The organism is Pseudomonas sp. LS2P72 (genome assembly GCF_054897865.1).
This window is the reverse complement of record NZ_CM142708.1, coordinates 4,653,172-4,669,548: the sequence shown is the minus strand read 5'-3', so window position 1 is coordinate 4,669,548 and position 16,377 is coordinate 4,653,172. Positions and strand designations below refer to the sequence as shown.

14 protein-coding genes are annotated in these 16,377 nt (G+C 59.6%); all 14 read right to left on the bottom strand.

Annotated elements, in window-relative coordinates; all coding sequences use genetic code 11:
* Position 1: 1 nt before the first annotated feature.
* The 14 genes from nuoJ to purB all read right to left on the bottom strand — a co-directional run bounded on the left by nuoJ (position 2) and on the right by purB (position 16,255).
* The gene (nuoJ, locus tag ACYZUA_RS21455; RefSeq protein WP_007905076.1) at positions 2–505 is read right to left on the bottom strand and encodes an NADH-quinone oxidoreductase subunit J; all 504 of its coding nucleotides are present in this window, start codon (positions 503–505) and stop codon (positions 2–4) included.
* Between the two features lie 9 nt (positions 506–514).
* Positions 515–1,060 (bottom strand): NADH-quinone oxidoreductase subunit NuoI, encoded by a 546-nt coding sequence (gene nuoI / locus ACYZUA_RS21450; protein WP_219847839.1) that lies wholly within the window; start codon positions 1,058–1,060, stop codon positions 515–517.
* Between the two features lie 12 nt (positions 1,061–1,072).
* A complete protein-coding gene (nuoH, locus tag ACYZUA_RS21445) occupies positions 1,073–2,080 on the bottom strand; it encodes an NADH-quinone oxidoreductase subunit NuoH (RefSeq protein ID WP_150766757.1) in 1,008 nt (335 codons plus the stop codon).
* Positions 2,077–4,791, bottom strand: a complete 2,715-nt coding sequence (gene nuoG, locus ACYZUA_RS21440) for an NADH-quinone oxidoreductase subunit NuoG (protein ID WP_461960515.1) — start codon at positions 4,789–4,791, stop codon at positions 2,077–2,079. The genes nuoH and nuoG overlap by 4 nt, the downstream gene beginning before the upstream one ends.
* 136 nt (positions 4,792–4,927) lie before the next feature.
* Positions 4,928–6,283 carry an NADH-quinone oxidoreductase subunit NuoF gene (nuoF, locus tag ACYZUA_RS21435; protein WP_017339604.1) on the bottom strand — a complete coding sequence of 452 codons (1,356 nt, stop codon included), beginning with the start codon at positions 6,281–6,283 and terminating at the stop codon, positions 4,928–4,930.
* Positions 6,280–6,777 (bottom strand): NADH-quinone oxidoreductase subunit NuoE, encoded by a 498-nt coding sequence (nuoE, locus tag ACYZUA_RS21430; RefSeq protein ID WP_008146039.1) that lies wholly within the window; start codon positions 6,775–6,777, stop codon positions 6,280–6,282. Before nuoE ends, nuoF begins: the two co-directional genes overlap by 4 nt.
* 2 nt (positions 6,778–6,779) lie before the next feature.
* A complete protein-coding gene (gene nuoC, locus ACYZUA_RS21425) occupies positions 6,780–8,564 on the bottom strand; it encodes an NADH-quinone oxidoreductase subunit C/D (protein WP_074878214.1) in 1,785 nt (594 codons plus the stop codon).
* A 72-nt stretch (positions 8,565–8,636) separates the two neighbouring features.
* Positions 8,637–9,311, bottom strand: coding sequence for a NuoB/complex I 20 kDa subunit family protein (locus tag ACYZUA_RS21420; RefSeq protein ID WP_008146035.1), 675 nt, complete (start codon positions 9,309–9,311; stop codon positions 8,637–8,639).
* A 10-nt stretch (positions 9,312–9,321) separates the two neighbouring features.
* Positions 9,322–9,735, bottom strand: a complete 414-nt coding sequence (locus ACYZUA_RS21415; protein ID WP_003223812.1) for an NADH-quinone oxidoreductase subunit A — start codon at positions 9,733–9,735, stop codon at positions 9,322–9,324.
* Between the two features lie 642 nt (positions 9,736–10,377).
* Entirely contained in the window at positions 10,378–11,703 is a 1,326-nt protein-coding gene (gene aceA, locus ACYZUA_RS21410) for an isocitrate lyase (protein WP_461954783.1), read from the bottom strand.
* 502 nt (positions 11,704–12,205) lie between these two features.
* A complete protein-coding gene (locus ACYZUA_RS21405; RefSeq protein WP_461960514.1) occupies positions 12,206–12,967 on the bottom strand; it encodes a secretin N-terminal domain-containing protein in 762 nt (253 codons plus the stop codon).
* A 243-nt stretch (positions 12,968–13,210) separates the two neighbouring features.
* Complete coding sequence (locus ACYZUA_RS21400; RefSeq protein WP_017339601.1) at positions 13,211–13,636, bottom strand: GNAT family N-acetyltransferase; 426 nt, start codon at positions 13,634–13,636, stop codon at positions 13,211–13,213.
* Entirely contained in the window at positions 13,629–14,798 is a 1,170-nt protein-coding gene (locus tag ACYZUA_RS21395) for a ribosomal protein uL16 3-hydroxylase (protein ID WP_461960513.1), read from the bottom strand. The genes ACYZUA_RS21400 and ACYZUA_RS21395 overlap by 8 nt, the downstream gene beginning before the upstream one ends.
* An 86-nt stretch (positions 14,799–14,884) precedes the next feature.
* Entirely contained in the window at positions 14,885–16,255 is a 1,371-nt protein-coding gene (gene purB, locus ACYZUA_RS21390) for an adenylosuccinate lyase (RefSeq protein ID WP_027925117.1), read from the bottom strand.
* Positions 16,256–16,377 lie beyond the last annotated feature (122 nt).

Sequence of the window (16,377 nt, the reverse complement as noted above, 5' to 3'; positions counted from 1 at the left end):
GTCATTGCTCCTTGGCTTCGTTGCGGCCCAAGTGGAACGCCGTGACGGCTGCGGCGAGCAGCAGCATCGAGGCGAGTTCGACCACCAGCAGATAAGGACCGAACAGGCTGATGCCCACGGCCTTGGCGTCTACGGTGGTGTGGCCGATGGCCTGACCGCTGGCGTCGCTGAACAGCACGTACAGCAGTTCAACCAGCAGCAGGGTGCCGAGTGCGACCGGGCCGAGCCAGATGCCGGGCTTGAGCCAGACGCGCTCTTGCTGAACCGAGGCGGGCCCCAGGTTCAGCATCATCACCACGAACACGAACAGCACCATGATGGCGCCAGCGTAGGCGATCACTTCCAGCACACCGGCAAACGGTGCGCCGAGGGCGAAAAACGTCATCGCCACGGCAATCAGCGAAATGATCAGGTAGAGCAGGGCGTGCACAGGGTTGGTGTTGGTGATCACGCGAAGCGTGGACACAACAGCGATACCCGATGCGAAATAGAAAGCGAATTCCATCTTTCTTCCTTAAGGCAGCAAGCTCTTCACGTTGATCGGTTCGGCTTCATTCTGCGCGGCGCCTTTCGGCTTACCGGCAATCGCCATACCTGCAACACGATAGAAGTTGTAATCAGGGTTTTTGCCGGGGCCGGAGATCAGCAGATCTTCTTTCTCGTACACCAGGTCCTGACGTTTGAACTCGGCCATCTCGAAATCCGGTGTCAGCTGGATCGCGGTGGTCGGGCAGGCTTCCTCGCAGAGGCCGCAGAAAATGCAGCGCGAGAAGTTGATGCGGAAGAAGTCCGGGTACCAGCGACCGTCTTCGGTTTCAGCTTTCTGCAGCGAGATGCAACCAACCGGGCACGCCACGGCGCACAGGTTGCAGGCTACGCAACGCTCTTCGCCGTCGGGGTCGCGGGTCAGCACGATACGGCCACGGAAGCGCGGCGGCAGGTACACCGCCTCTTCCGGGTATTGCAGCGTGTCGCGCTTGCGGAAGGCGTGGCCGAAGATCATCACCAGGCTGCGAAGCTGGGTGAAGAAGCCATGCACGATGTCAAATATGTACTTCATGATTCTCTATCCTCACTGCGCCGCGACGGCGGGCGTGTTGAGCAACACGATCGCAGCGGTCACCAGCATGTTGACGAGGGTCAGCGGCAGGCAGAACTTCCAGCTGAAATCCATCACTTGGTCATACCGTGGGCGCGGAATCGAGGCGCGCAGCAGGATGAAGAACATGATGAAGAACGCGGTTTTCAGTGCGAACCAGATGAACGGGATCTGCGGCAGAATGCCGAACGGACCGTGCCAGCCACCGAAGAACAAGGTCACCAGCAGCGCCGAAATCAACACGATGCCGATGTACTCGCCGACGAAGAACATGCCCCATTTCATGCCGGCGTATTCAATGTGGTAACCGTCGGCCAGTTCCTGTTCCGCTTCCGGCTGGTCGAACGGGTGACGGTGAGTCACGGCAACGCCGGCAATGAAGAAGGTCAGGAAACCGAAGATCTGCGGGATGACGAACCACAGGTTCTGCGCCTGGTATTCAACGATGTCGCGCATGTTGAACGAGCCAACCTGGATCACGATGCCCATCAGCGACAGGCCCATGAACACTTCGTACGACACGGTTTGCGCCGAGGCCCGCAAGCTGCCCAACAGGGCGAACTTGTTGTTACTCGACCAGCCGGCGAACAGCACCGCGTAGACCGACAGACCGGCCATGGCGAAGAAGAACAGGATGCCGATGTTGATGTCCGCCACACCCCAGGTCGGGGTGATCGGGATGATCGCGAAGGCAATCAGCAAGGCGCTCATGGCCACGACCGGTGCCAAAGTGAAGATCACTTTGTCGGCGAACGGCGGGGTCCAGTCTTCCTTGAAGAACATCTTGATCATGTCGGCCGCAATCTGGAACGCGCCGAACGGGCCGACGCGGTTCGGACCGTAACGGTCCTGCCAGAGGGCGAGCAAACGGCGCTCGACCCAGCTCAGCAACGCGCCGCACACCACCACGGCGAGCAGAATCACGATGGCCTTGAGGACCGAGATGATCACGTCAATCACTTCAGGCGTGAACCAGGTCATTGAGCTGCCTCCTGCAGACCGTCAACGGATTTGCCAAAGATCGCTGGCGGAATGCCGGCGATACCGGCCGGCAACGCGACCAGACCGGCACCCAGCTCTTCGTTGATGCGCAGCGGCAGACGCAGGGTCTGGCCAGCAACGCTCAAGCTCAGCAGGGCGCCGTCATTGACACCCAGACGGTCGGCTTCGGATTTGGCCAGCGACACGTAAGCGGCCGGGATGCGTTCCTGAACCGGTGCGGCTTTGGAAGAGTTCTCTTCGCTGCCGAACAGGTGGAAGAACGGCACAACCTGCCAGGTGCCCGGCGCCGGGTTGAACGCACGCGGAACACTGGCAAACCAGTTCAGCGAGTCGCCGGTGCTTTCGATCAGGCGAGTGCCTGGGTCGCCAGCGCGGATGTGACCACCGACTTCGTCCTGGAACTTGTTCCAGGCTTGCGGCGAGTTCCAGCCCGGAGACCAGGCGAATGGCACTTGCTGACGCGGTTCGACCGAGCCCGAGTAACCTTCCATGGAGAACGAGAACGCGGTGTCGTTGTCCTGGGAAGTACGCGGTTCGTGCACGCTGATGTCGGCGCGCATGGCGGTACGACCGGAGTAACGCAGCGGTTCGCGAGCCAGTTTCAGGCCTTTGATGCGGAACGCGGCGGACGGTGCGGCGCTGACGATGCCGGCCAGTTGCGGAGTGCTTGCGGCACAGGCAGCGGTGACGTGGTCCAGTTGAGTCCAGTCGATCGGCTGGTTCAACAGGGTGGCGCGCAGGGCATGCAGCCAGCGCCAGCCTTCGTGAACCATGATGCTTGCGTCGAGGTAAGTCGGGTCGAAGACCTGGAAGAAACGCTGGGCGCGGCCTTCCTGGCTGACCAGCGTACCGTCGCCTTCAGCGAAGCTGGCGGCTGGCAGAATCAGGTGCGCGCGATCGCTGGTGGCGGTCTTCTGATGGTCCGCCACGATCAGCACTTTCGCGGCGTTCAGGGCAGCATCGACACGGGCTTTGTCGGTACGGGTGTACAGATCGTTTTCCAGCACGACGATGGCGTCAGCTTTACCGTCGATCACCGCTTGCAGGGCTGCGTCGACCGATTCACCACCGAGCATGGCCAGGCCGAGGCTGTTGGCCTCTGGCACGATCAGGCTGATGGAACCGTTCTTCTCGCGCAGCTTCAGGGCTTTGGCGATGTTTGCAGCGGCTTCGATCAGCGCCTTGGAACCCAACGAGGTACCGGCAATGATCAGCGGACGCTTGGCGGCGAGCAGGGCGTCGGCAATGCGCTTGGCCAGCTCTAGGGCTTCAGCGTCCAGACCTTCAACAGCAGGCGCGCTGGCGTCGAGGGCGTGAGCCACGGCGAAACCGATGCGGGCCAGGTCGTCTGGCGCAGCGTGTACGCATTCTTCAGCGATGTCGTCGAGCTTGGTTTCGGCCAGGCTGGCGATGAACAGCGGGTTCAGCGCGTTCTGACCGATGTTCTTCACGGCGGCGTCGAGCCAAGGCTGAACGCGCATGGCGTCGGCCATGTCTTCGGCTTTGCCCTTGACCGATTGACGCAAGGACAGGGCCATGCGCGCAGCAGTCTGGGTCAGGTCTTCGCCGAGGACGAAGATCGCATCGTGGTCTTCGATGTCGCGCATGTTCGGGATCGGCAGCGGGCTGTCTTTGAGCACCTGCATGACCAGACGAATGCGTTCCAGCTCGGCAGCTTCGATACCAGAGTAGAAGTGCTCGGTGCCGACCAGTTCGCGCAACGCGTAGTTGCTTTCGAGGCTGGCGCGTGGCGAACCGATACCGACGATGTTGCGGCCGCGCAGCAGGTCTGCCGCTTTATCCAGCGCTTCGTCGAGCGTCAGCTTGGCGCCGTTGGCCAGCAATGCCTGACGCGGGCGATCCTTGCGATTGACGTAGCCATAGCCGAAACGGCCACGGTCGCACAGGAAGTACTGGTTTACCGAACCGTTGAAACGGTTTTCGATGCGACGCAGTTCACCGTAGCGCTCGCCCGGGGAGATGTTGCAACCGCTGGAGCAGCCATGACAGATGCTCGGCGAGAACTGCATGTCCCACTTGCGGTTGTAGCGCTCGGAGTGAGTCTTGTCGGTGAACACTCCGGTCGGGCAGACCTCGGTGAGGTTGCCGGAGAACTCGCTTTCCAGGGTGCCGTCTTCAACGCGACCGAAGTACACGTTGTCGTGGGCGCCGAATACGCCGAGGTCGGTGCCGCCAGCGTAGTCCTTATAAAAGCGCACGCAGCGGTAGCAAGCGATGCAGCGGTTCATTTCGTGGGAAATGAACGGCCCCAGTTGCTGGTTCTGGTGAGTACGCTTGGTGAAGCGATAACGGCGCTCGTTGTGGCCGGTCATCACCGTCATGTCTTGCAGGTGGCAGTGACCGCCTTCTTCACAGACCGGGCAGTCGTGAGGGTGGTTGGTCATCAGCCATTCAACGACGCTGGCGCGAAACACTTTCGCTTCTTCGTCGTCGATGGAGATCCAGCTGCCGTCGGTAGCTGGCGTCATGCACGACATGACGATCCGACCGCGCTTGTCGTTTTCGTCGGTGTACTGCTTGACCGCGCACTGGCGGCAAGCGCCAACGCTGCCAAGGGCTGGGTGCCAGCAGAAATAAGGGATATCGAGGCCTAGCGACAGACATGCCTGTAACAGGTTGTCTGCCCCGTCGACTTCGAGCTCTTTGCCGTCTACGTGGATAGTGGCCATGGTTCAAAGTTCTTCGTTGGCCCGGTGTCAGCGGGCGTGGCTAATGGAATCTTGTTATTCGCGTGAATCAACACAGCCGTTTACGGCGACCTCACACGAAAAGCTGCGGGCACGGACCCTTCGCTTTTTTAAGCGTTTACGCGCCGACTACGATCGGCCTTGCCAGAGGCGGGACGACGGCGCTGGTAGGCGCGATGCCGGCTTCGAACTCATGGCGGAAGTATTTGATTGCGCTGCCCAACGGCTCCACGGCGCCCGGTGCGTGAGCACAGAAGGTCTTGCCTGGGCCGAGGAAACCGACCAGACCCAGCAGGGTCTCGATATCGCCGGCTTGCCCTTCACCGTTCTCGATCGCGCGCAGAAGCTTGACGCTCCACGGCAATCCGTCACGGCACGGGGTGCAGAAGCCGCAAGATTCGCGGGAGAAGAACTCTTCCATGTTGCGCAGCAGGGAAACCATGTTGACGCTGTCGTCCACCGCCATGGCCAGGCCGGTACCCATACGGGTGCCCACTTTGGCGATGCCGCCGGCGTACATTTGTGCGTCCAGGTGTTCCGGCAACAGGAAACCGGTACCGGCGCCGCCTGGCTGCCAGCACTTGAGCTTGTAACCGTCGCGCATGCCGCCGGCGTAGTCTTCGAACAACTCGCGACCGGTGACGCCGAACGGCAATTCCCACAGGCCCGGGTTCTTGACCTTGCCGGAGAAGCCCATGAGCTTGGTGCCCATGTCTTCACTGCCTTCACGCGCCAACGATTTGTACCAGTCAACGCCGTCGGCAATGATCGCCGGCACGTTGCACAGGGTTTCAACGTTGTTCACGCAAGTCGGCTTGCCCCACACGCCAACGGCGGCAGGGAAGGGCGGCTTGGAGCGCGGGTTGGCGCGGCGACCTTCGAGGGAGTTGATCAGTGCGGTTTCTTCACCGCAGATGTAACGCCCGGCGCCGGTGTGGACGAACAGCTCGAAATCGAAGCCGCTGCCCAGAATGTTTTTACCCAACAGGCCCGCTGCCTTGGCTTCTTCCACGGCACGGTTCAGGTGCTTGGCGGCGGTGGTGTATTCGCCACGCAGGAAGATGTAGCCACGGTAGGTTTTCAGCGCGCGAGCACTGATCAGCATGCCTTCGATCAGCAGATGGGGCAGTTGCTCCATCAGCATGCGGTCTTTCCAGGTGTTCGGTTCCATCTCGTCCGCGTTGCACAGCAGGTAGCGGATGTTGATGGATTCGTCTTTGGGCATCAGGCCCCACTTGACACCCGTGGGGAAGCCTGCACCGCCGCGGCCTTTAAGGCCTGCGTCTTTCACGGTCTGGACGATGTCGTCCTGAGCCATGTCGGCGAAAGCCTTGCGCGCAGCCGCGTAACCGTTCTTGGCCTGGTACTCGTCGAGCCATACGGCTTCGCCGTCGTCACGCAGACGCCAGGTCAGCGGGTGAGTCTCGGCCGAACGCTTGATGCGGTTGGCTGGACCGAAGGAAGTCAGGGTCATACGTAGCCCTCGAGCAATTTGGCAACGCCGGCAGGCTGCACATCACCGAATGTGTCGTCGTCGATCATCAACGCCGGCGCCTTGTCGCAGTTGCCGAGGCAGCAGACCGGCAGCAGGGTGAAACGACCGTCGGCGGTGGTCTGACCCAGGCCGATGCCCAGATTGCTCTGGATTTCGCTGACTACGGACTCATGGCCGCCGATGTAGCAGACCATGCTGTCGCAGACGCGAATGATGTGACGGCCGACCGGCTGACGGAAGATCTGGCTATAGAACGTCGCCACCCCTTCAACGTCGCTGGCCGGGATGCCGAGGATCTCGCCGATGGCGTAGAGCGCGCCATCAGGCACCCAGCCACGTTCCTTCTGGACGATCTTCAGGGCTTCGATCGACGCCGCGCGCGGGTCTTCGTAGTGATGCAGCTCGTGCTCGATGGCCGAGCGCTCGGTTTCGCTCAGGGCGAAACGGTCTGTCTGGATAAGCGTGCTGTTCATGCTTAGCGGTCCACGTCGGCCATAACGAAATCGATACTACCCAGGTACGCGATCAAGTCCGCGACCATGCTGCCTTTGATCACCGAAGGGATCTGCTGCAGGTGCGGGAAGCTTGGGGTGCGAATCCGGGTGCGGTAGCTCATGGTGCCGCCATCGCTCGTCAGGTAATAACTGTTGATGCCCTTGGTCGCTTCGATCATCTGGAAGGATTCGTTGGCCGGCATGACCGGGCCCCACGAAACTTGCAGGAAGTGCGTGATCAAGGTCTCGATGTGTTGCAGGGTGCGCTCTTTCGGCGGCGGCGTGGTCAGCGGGTGATCCGCCTTGTACGGGCCTTCCGGCATGTTGCGCATGCACTGCTCGATGATCTTCAGGCTCTGGCGCATTTCTTCGACACGCACGATGCAACGGTCGTAGGCATCGCCATTGGCCGCCAGCGGCACTTCAAATTCGAAGTTCTCGTAACCGGAGTACGGGCGAGCTTTACGCAGGTCGAAATCGCAGCCGGTCGAACGCAGGCCGGAACCGGTGACGCCCCATTCCAGGGCTTCTTTGGTGTTGTAGGCGGCGACGCCGATGGTCCGGCCACGCAGGATGCTGTTGTCCAGTGCGGCTTTCTGGTATTCGTCCAGACGCTTTGGCATCCAGTCGATGAAGTCTTTCACCAGTTTTTCCCAGCCGCGCGGCAGGTCGTGAGCGACGCCACCGATGCGGTACCAGGCCGGGTGCAGACGGAAACCGGTAATGGCTTCGATCACCGTGTACGCCTTCTGACGGTCGGTGAACGTGAAGAACACCGGAGTCATGGCGCCGACGTCCTGGATGTAAGTCCCCAGGAACAGCAGGTGGCTGGTGATCCGGAAGAACTCGGCCATCATGATGCGGATGACGTCGACCTTCTCAGGCACCTTGATGCCGGCGAGCTTCTCGACCGAGAGCACATAAGGCAGGTTGTTCATCACGCCGCCGAGGTAGTCGATACGGTCGGTGTACGGAATGAAGCTGTGCCAGGACTGACGCTCGGCCATCTTCTCGGCACCACGGTGGTGGTAACCGACGTCCGGCACGCAGTCGACGATCTCTTCACCGTCCAGCTGCAGAATGATGCGGAACGCACCGTGCGCGGAAGGGTGGTTAGGACCGAGGTTGAGGAACATGTAGTCCTCGTTCGCACCGGAACGCTTCATGCCCCAGTCTTCAGGCTTGAAGCGCGCGGCTTCTTCCTCAAGCTGTTGCTTGGCCAGGGTCAGGCTGAACGGGTCGAACTCGGTGGCACGGGCCGGGAAGTCCTTGCGCAGCGGGTGACCTTCCCAGGTCGGCGGCATCATGATGCGGGTCAGGTGCGGGTGACCGGCAAAGTTGATGCCGTACATGTCCCACACTTCACGCTCGTACCAGTTGGCGTTCGGCCAGATGCCGGTCACGGTCGGCACGCTGAGGTCGCTCTCGGACAAGGCGACCTTGATCATTACGTCACTATTACGTTCGATCGACATCAAGTGATAGAACACAGTGAAGTCGGCGCCGCTTGGCAGCCCTTGACGCTTGGTGCGCAGACGCTCGTCCACGCCGTGCAGGTCATAGAGCATGACGTACGGCTTGGGCAGGTTACGCAGGAAGGTCAGGACTTCGACGAGTTTGGCACGGGCAACCCAAAGCACCGGCATGCCGGTGCGGGTCGGCTGGGCGGTGAACGCCTCGGGGCCAAAACGGTTGTTCAGTTCGACGACCACATCCTGGTCGTCTGCCTTATAAGGCGGGATGTACAGAGCACTGCCTGTAGTCATGGTTATTTATCGCTTTCGGTCAACGTAAAGAATGAAGCCAGGTTCTCGTTCTATAAAAGAAGCAGGTCTGGATCAGACTTCGTCGGGGCTGCGCAGGTTGGTGACTGCGATTCGCTGTTCGCGGCGCTGTTCCTTTTGCGAAGGCATCTCGGCGCGGTACACGCCTTGATCGCCGACGACCCAGGAAAGTGGGCGACGCTCCTGTCCAATCGACTCTTGCAAGAGCATCAAGCCTTGCAGAAAAGCTTCAGGGCGGGGCGGGCAGCCAGGCACGTAGACGTCCACGGGCAGGAACTTGTCCACCCCTTGAACGACGGAGTAGATGTCGTACATGCCACCGGAGTTGGCGCACGAACCCATGGAGATAACCCACTTGGGTTCGAGCATTTGCTCATAGAGACGCTGAATGATCGGCGCCATCTTGATGAAGCAGGTACCGGCGATAACCATGAAATCCGCCTGGCGCGGCGATGCCCGGATAACCTCGGCGCCAAAGCGCGCGATGTCGTGGGGCGCCGTGAAGGCGGTGGTCATTTCCACGTAGCAGCACGAAAGACCGAAGTTATACGGCCACAGGGAGTTCTTGCGCCCCCAGTTGATCGTGCCGTTAAGCACGTCTTCGAGCTTGCCCATGAAAATGTTTTTGTGGACTTGATCTTCTAACGGATCGGAAACGGTTTCCCGTTCGCCAATCGGATACTGCTCGTTAGGAGCATCGGGGTCGATCCTGGTGAGATTGTATTGCATTGCCAAAGCCTCATTGTTTCAGCTTCGCCTGCCGCTTGCGACGAGCTTCTGGAGCCCAGTCAAGGGCGCCCACTCGGAACAGGTAGACAAGACCTGCCAACAGAATTGCTATGAAAACGAGAGCTTCGACGAATCCGGTCCAGCCGCTTTCGCGGACGGACACAGACCAGGCAAAGAGAAAAAGGGCTTCGATATCGAAGATCACGAAGAGCATCGCGACCAGATAGAATTTTGCAGAGAGCCGCAGACGGGCGCCACCTGTAGGCAGCATGCCGGATTCGAACGGTTCGTTTTTGCTGCGGCCCCAGGCTTTTGACCCGAGGAGGCTGGAGACGCCGAGCATGAAGGCACAAAGGCCGACGACGCCCAGAAGGAAAATGGCAAAGCCCCAGTTGTGGGCCATGAGTCCTGTCGCTTCGGGCATGCTGGTAATCCTTAACAGAGAGCAAAGGTCTCTGAGCTTGAAAAGAAACAAAGCAGTGACGATATGTCGCAGCAATCAATCCCGCTGATTTTATGGCACAACACCGTGCAAGTAAAATTCCTATAGCGAAATTATTTATAGGAATAAGGACATAGCGCACCTCCAAAGCCCCGCAGCCCATGCGGCTCGGGCATTAGCCGGGATTTCATCAATATTGTCCTGTTTGGAATGTAACGAACATATTTCTGGCTAAATGATAATCAATATTGTTTGCGGCGGTTTTTAAACTATTAAATGGGATAAGCGCCGGGAAGTTGTCTTATATGCGCGTTACTGCAAGTAGCGAGCGGCGACGTTTTACCTTCTTTTCCTGATCGAGAAACTGCTCTGGATCAATGATTTTTCCGTGCTTTTGTAGGAGCAAGCGGTGCGGCGGTCCGACTTGCCCGCGATGAGCGATGACGCGGTATCCCTGATTCACCGCGGCGCCCCCATCGCGGGCAAGCCTTGCTCCTACAAGATCGTGTCGTGGCTGAATTACAGGCAAAAAAAACGCCCCGAACCAGTCGGGGCGTCAGATGTGCGGCGTTGCGGTTAGCTTTCTACTCGGTCCGCAACGGCCGTTTGCTCAGGTGAAGCAGATCAGTGGAACTGTTCTTCTTCAGTCGAACCGGTCAGTGCGGTTACCGAAGACGAGCCACCTTGAATCACGGTGGTCATGTCGTCGAAGTAGCCGGTGCCCACTTCCTGCTGGTGAGCCACGAAGGTGTAGCCCTTCGACGCGTCAGCGAACTCTTGCTCTTGCAGCTTCACGTAGGCAGTCATGTCGTTGCGGGCGTAGTCGTGCGCCAGGTTGAACATGCTGTGCCACATGTTGTGAATGCCGGCCAGGGTGATGAACTGGTGCTTGTAACCCATGGCGGACAATTCGCGCTGAAACTTGGCGATGGTCGCGTCGTCCAGGTTTTTCTTCCAGTTGAAGGAAGGCGAGCAGTTGTACGACAGCAGTTGGTCCGGGTATTCCTTTTTGATCGCTTCAGCGAAGCGACGAGCCTCGTCCAGGTCCGGCTTGGCGGTTTCGCACCAGATCAGGTCGGCGTACGGAGCGTAAGCCAGGCCGCGAGAGATCGCCTGGTCGAGACCGGCGCGCACTTTGTAGAAGCCTTCCTGGGTGCGTTCGCCAGTCACGAACTCTTTGTCGTACGGGTCGCAATCGGAAGTCAGCAGGTCAGCTGCGTTAGCGTCGGTACGGGCCAGAATGATGGTCGGAGTACCGGCAACGTCAGCTGCCAGACGAGCAGCGGTCAGCTTCTGTACAGCTTCCTGGGTAGGAACCAGTACCTTGCCGCCCATGTGGCCGCATTTTTTCACGGAAGCCAGTTGGTCTTCGAAGTGAACGCCGGCGGCGCCTGCTTCGATCATGCTTTTCATCAGCTCGTAAGCGTTCAGTACGCCGCCGAAACCGGCTTCAGCGTCCGCCACGATTGGCGCGAAGTAGTCGATGTAGCCTTCGTCGCCCGGGCCTTTGCCGGCTTTCCACTGGATCTGGTCAGCACGACGGAACGAATTGTTGATGCGCTTGACCACGGTTGGAACCGAATCCACCGGGTACAGCGACTGGTCCGGGTACATCGATTCGGCGGAGTTGTTGTCCGCAGCGACTTGCCAGCCCGACAGGTAGATCGCCTGGATACCGGCTTTAACTTGTTGTACAGCCTGGCCGCCGGTCAGGGCGCCCATGCAGTTGACGAAATCTTTATCAGGACGGAAGGACGGCTTGGCGCCCTGGGTTACCAGGTTCCAAAGCTTCTCGGCGCCCAATTTTGCAAAGGTGTGCTCAGGTTGAACCGAGCCACGCAGGCGGACGACGTCAGCAGCGGAGTAAGCGCGTGTCACGCCTTTCCAGCGTGGGTTTTCAGCCCAATCTTTTTCGAGGGCTGCAATTTGCTGTTCGCGTGTCAGTGCCATGGAGATAAACCTCGTTGCATAGGTCTGGGGTGGAAAATTCCTTGCTCCTGCCAGATACGCGTTTCAACAGGGGGCGTAAAAGGCTGCTCGCTGACCAGAAGCTTAGGTGGTCAAGTCGGATTCGGCGGGGATGGCGACGGGGTGAACGATGGGCTCGAGGGGAAGTGAGCAGGTAAGGGCGAACTGGCGAGCGCATTCGGGCGTCGTGGGCCTTGGTGCGAACTTCAGTGTGGAGCCGGGTTACCTAATTACGCTTCCGTCCCTCGGGACAACTTCGTTCCAGTCGGCAACCTCGTCAAACACACCTTGTGGGCGGTACAGACACGAAGCGGCTCGCGGGGTAGGTGCGAGCGGCGCCTCGAAGGCCCTTGCCAGGGCCCCTGATTAGCGGGAGCGAGGCCATCATGCCTTTGCTTTTTTGTATCGTCAAACGTTTTGTAGTGCTTTTTTTATGGCACTACATCTTTGGTCTAATACGACTAATCAGTCAGTTTTCGGTGGTTTAGTCCAAAGTATCGACCTTCACCCGCAGGGTCATGTCATCGCGGCCCTGAGTCGAGTAGCTGCGGGTCTGGCCCTGTTTGTCGGCCTGAGTCTGGCGGTTGACACCGGCCAGGGTGATCCATTCGCCCAGTCGTCCGGTGACAGTTGTGTCGGTACTTTGCACATTCACTACATCGGGACGTTCCTGGCTCATGCGGTCACGATTGGTGCTGATCGCCAGATGAACGATGTCGCCGGTAACGCTTGCGGTGACATAGAAACCCTGGGTGACGTTGCGGTATTCGGTCTGGCTGCGCAGGTCGCCATAGGAATCGGTCTGAGAGCTGGTGAGCGGAACGCTCTGGCCGACCTGGATCAGAGCTGGCGCGCCTTCGCTGGCCTGGATCTGCTGAATCCCGCCGTCACGGCTATCGGTGCTGCGGTTGATGATGCGAGTCTGGCTCGGTTTCGCGCCGTTTACCGAGTAGCCCTGATCGCCCTGGAAGTTGTTTTCGTTGGTGTCGACAGTGATCAGCAGGCGTTTGGCGGCAACATCGAGTTGCGTGATCAAGGCTTTAAGTTCGTCGATCTTGCGCTGATCGGCGTTAACGATCAATTGGTTGCCATAGGCGCTGACCTGGCCATCCTTGCCGATGAAATCCTGGGCCATCGGCAGCATGTCGGCACTGGTGCGGTAGTTCAGTGGCACGATCTCGGTGGCGGCCATGACCGAAAAACTGCAGGTCAGCAGCAGCGTGGTGAGCTGGGTGCGTAGGGACATATCCGTTATCTCCGGCATCTTGAAGTGTTGATATTGCCAGTTTGTCGGCCCGGCGTGGGGCAAGTTGAATCGTAGGCAGCAAAACGCCCCGGCATCCGAAGACGGCGGGGCGTTTTGTGTGTTCTTGCGGGCCTCATCGCGAGCAGGCTCGCTCCCACAGGGTTTCAGGTGTTGTTACAGATTGCAGCAACACCATCAATCCATTGTGGGAGCGAGCCTGCTCGCGATGGCCGCTCCGCGGTGTCAGGCCGAATGCCGCACCATGTCCACATGCGGAATGCCTGCTTCCAGGAATTCCTCACTGACCAGGCTGAAGCCCAGGCGCTCATAGAACGCCGTGGCTTGTACCTGTGCGCTCAACATCTGCTGCTTGAGCCCGCGCTTTTCGGCTTCGCCGATCACCGCTTGCATCAGCGCATCGCCGACTTTCAGGCCGCGCCAGTCTTTGAGCACCGACACCCGGCCAACGTGGCCATCGGGCAGCAGGCGCGCGGTGCCTATCGGAAAGTCGCCTTCGAAGGCCAGAAAATGCACCGCCGTTGCGTCATCAGCATCCCATTCCAGCTCAGGCGGAACGGATTGCTCGGCGATGAACACCGTCTCACGAATGCGCCGTATCTCGGCGTTGTCCTTTTGCCAGTCTGCGACACGTACGTGAATTTTATTCATCAGCAAACCCCAGGCTTCCTTGCTTGATCAGTTCGCACAGCAGGCCGCGACCGTCTTCGTCGCTCAGCCAGTCGCCGAGATTGTCGACGTGCAGTGCGTCTGCGGCGCAAATCATTTTCAACAGCTCGCGCAGTTTGCCTGGCAGATAACGACTCTGGCCGCTGGCGAACAGCAGCAGGTCGTCATCGACTTCGGACCAGGCCAGGCGCGCGCTTGGATTGCGGATCAGTACGGCACCTTGCTCAAGGCTGGCGAGCACGTCGTCTTCTTCGATCTCTTCCGGACCCACCACCAGTTCCGGGTAGCGCGGCTCGGTCATGAACTGGCCGAACCAGGTCAGCAGCAGGCGCTCGTCGCTCATGTGTTCGGCGAGCAGGCCTTTCAAGCGATCGAGGGCGTCGTGCTGGATCTGATGCGGATCAGCAGCGGGCAGGGCGTCGGCGTCGGTGTAACGCTCTTCGTCCGGCAGGAACTGGCTGAGGAAGTCGGTGAAGTGGGTCAGCACTTCAGCGGCGCTCGGCGCGCGGAAGCCGACCGAGTAGGTCAGGCAGTCATCAACGGCAACGCCGCAGTGGGCCAGGCGCGGCGGCAGGTAAAGCATGTCGCCCGGTTCCAGAACCCATTCGTCGGTCGCTTCGAAGTCTGCAAGGATGCGCAGGTCGGCATGTTGCAGCAACTTGCTCTCGGAATCGCACATCTGGCCGATTTTCCAGTTGCGCTTGCCGTGACCTTGCAGCAGGAACACGTCGTAGTTATCGAAGTGCGGACCGACGCTGCCACCTGGGGCGGCGAAGCTGATCATCACATCGTCGATACGCCAGCTCGGCAGGAAGCGGAAGTTTTCCAGCAGCTCGGCGACTTCCGGTACGAATTGGTCGACGGCTTGAACCAGCAGGGTCCAGTCGCGTTCCGGCAGCTTGCTGAACTCGTCTTCGGCGAACGGGCCGCGGCGCAACTCCCAAGGGCGCTCGCCATTCTCGATGATCAGGCGCGACTCAACTTCTTCTTCCAGTGCCAGGCCGGCCAGTTCGTCGGCGTCGATCGGGCTTTCGAAATCAGGAATTGCCTGGCGGATCAGCAGGGGTTTTTTCTGCCAGTAGTCGCGCAGGAATTCGCGTGCCGTGATGCCGCCCAGAAGTTGAAGAGGAATATCAGGATTCATGTGTAACCTATTGAAAAAATGCACTTTTCAGACGGGAATAAAAACGCCCGGCGCTGCCGGGCGTCTCAAACGGGTAAAGCGGTCGATCAGATGCGTTTGGCTTGCTCTACAGCGTTACCGATGTAGTTCGCCGGGGTGAGCAGTTTCAGCTCGGCCTTGGCGGCGGCTGGCATGTCCAGGCCGTCGATGAAAGTTTGCAGTGCTTCAGGGCTGATGCCCTTGCCACGGGTCAACTCTTTCAGCTTTTCATACGGGTTTTCGATGTTGTAGCGGCGCATCACGGTCTGGATTGGCTCGGCCAATACTTCCCAGCATGCATCCAGGTCAGCAGCGATCTTCTGAGCGTTGAGCTCCAGTTTGCTGATGCCTTTCAGACTGGCTTCGTACGCGATCACGCTGTGGGCGAAGCCGACACCGAGGTTGCGCAATACGGTGGAGTCGGTCAGGTCGCGCTGCCAGCGGGAGATCGGCAGCTTGCTCGCCAGATGCTGGAACAGTGCGTTGGCGATACCCAGGTTACCTTCGGAGTTTTCGAAGTCGATCGGGTTGACCTTGTGCGGCATGGTCGACGAACCGATTTCGCCAGCGATGGTGCGCTGCTTGAAATAACCCAGGGAGATGTAGCCCCAGATGTCGCGGTCGAAGTCGATCAGGATGGTGTTGAAGCGCGCGATCGCGTCGAACAGCTCGGCGATGTAGTCGTGCGGTTCGATCTGCGTGGTGTACGGGTTGAAGCCCAGGCCCAGCTCGTCCTCGATGAAGGCGCGGGCGTTCTCTTCCCAGTCGATCTCAGGGTAGGCCGACAGGTGAGCGTTGTAGTTGCCGACAGCGCCATTGATCTTGCCCAGCAGCGGAACGGCTGCGACTTGAGCGATTTGACGCTCCAGACGGTAAACCACGTTCGCCAGTTCTTTGCCCAGGGTGGTCGGCGAGGCCGGTTGACCGTGGGTGCGCGACAGCATCGGCACGTCAGCGAAACGGATGGCCAATTCGCGGATGGCTTCGGCGGTTTGGCGCATCAGCGGCAGCATCACGTCATCACGGCCTTCGCGCAGCATCAGGGCGTGGGACAGGTTGTTGATGTCCTCGCTGGTGCAGGCAAAGTGGATGAATTCGCTGACAGCAGCCAGTTCCGGCAGCTTGGCCGCTTGCTCTTTGAGCAGGTATTCGATGGCTTTGACGTCGTGATTGGTGGTGCGCTCGATCTCTTTGACACGCTCGGCGTGCTCCAGAGCGAAGTTTTCCGCCAGGGTGTTCAGTACAGCGTTGGCTTCGGCGGAGAACGCCGGCACTTCGCTGATACCAGGGTGAGCGGCCAGGCGCTGGAGCCAGCGCACTTCAACCAGAACGCGAGCACGGATCAGGCCGTATTCGCTGAAAATTGGGCGCAGGGCCTGGGTTTTGCCGGCGTAGCGGCCGTCAACAGGGGAAACCGCAGTGAGCGAAGAAAGCTGCATGGGGTGTTCTCGGACAGTCGGGCAACGAAATGGGGCGCGTATCATACATGAAAAAATCCGCCGGTCCGTTGCCAACTGACCAGCGTCTTACGCGTTACAAATTACAAAAGGTCTTGCGGGCG

Excerpts from the sequence above, each read along its gene's own strand:
- ACYZUA_RS21400 (WP_017339601.1), bottom strand. The coding sequence starts at position 13,636 with ATGAATAAAATTCACGTACGTGTCGCAGACTGGCAAAAGGACAACGCC.
- nuoC (WP_074878214.1), bottom strand. The coding sequence starts at position 8,564 with ATGACTACAGGCAGTGCTCTGTACATCCCGCCTTATAAGGCAGACGAC.
- nuoI (WP_219847839.1), bottom strand. The coding sequence starts at position 1,060 with ATGAAGTACATATTTGACATCGTGCATGGCTTCTTCACCCAGCTTCGC.
- aceA (WP_461954783.1), bottom strand. The coding sequence starts at position 11,703 with ATGGCACTGACACGCGAACAGCAAATTGCAGCCCTCGAAAAAGATTGG.
- nuoF (WP_017339604.1), bottom strand. The coding sequence starts at position 6,283 with ATGACCCTGACTTCCTTCGGTCCAGCCAACCGCATCAAGCGTTCGGCC.
- purB (WP_027925117.1), bottom strand. The coding sequence starts at position 16,255 with ATGCAGCTTTCTTCGCTCACTGCGGTTTCCCCTGTTGACGGCCGCTAC.
- nuoH (WP_150766757.1), bottom strand. The coding sequence starts at position 2,080 with ATGACCTGGTTCACGCCTGAAGTGATTGACGTGATCATCTCGGTCCTC.
- ACYZUA_RS21405 (WP_461960514.1), bottom strand. The coding sequence starts at position 12,967 with ATGTCCCTACGCACCCAGCTCACCACGCTGCTGCTGACCTGCAGTTTT.
- nuoJ (WP_007905076.1), bottom strand. The coding sequence starts at position 505 with ATGGAATTCGCTTTCTATTTCGCATCGGGTATCGCTGTTGTGTCCACG.
- ACYZUA_RS21395 (WP_461960513.1), bottom strand. The coding sequence starts at position 14,798 with ATGAATCCTGATATTCCTCTTCAACTTCTGGGCGGCATCACGGCACGC.
- ACYZUA_RS21415 (WP_003223812.1), bottom strand. The coding sequence starts at position 9,735 with ATGCCCGAAGCGACAGGACTCATGGCCCACAACTGGGGCTTTGCCATT.
- nuoE (WP_008146039.1), bottom strand. The coding sequence starts at position 6,777 with ATGAACAGCACGCTTATCCAGACAGACCGTTTCGCCCTGAGCGAAACC.
- ACYZUA_RS21420 (WP_008146035.1), bottom strand. The coding sequence starts at position 9,311 with ATGCAATACAATCTCACCAGGATCGACCCCGATGCTCCTAACGAGCAG.
- nuoG (WP_461960515.1), bottom strand. The coding sequence starts at position 4,791 with ATGGCCACTATCCACGTAGACGGCAAAGAGCTCGAAGTCGACGGGGCA.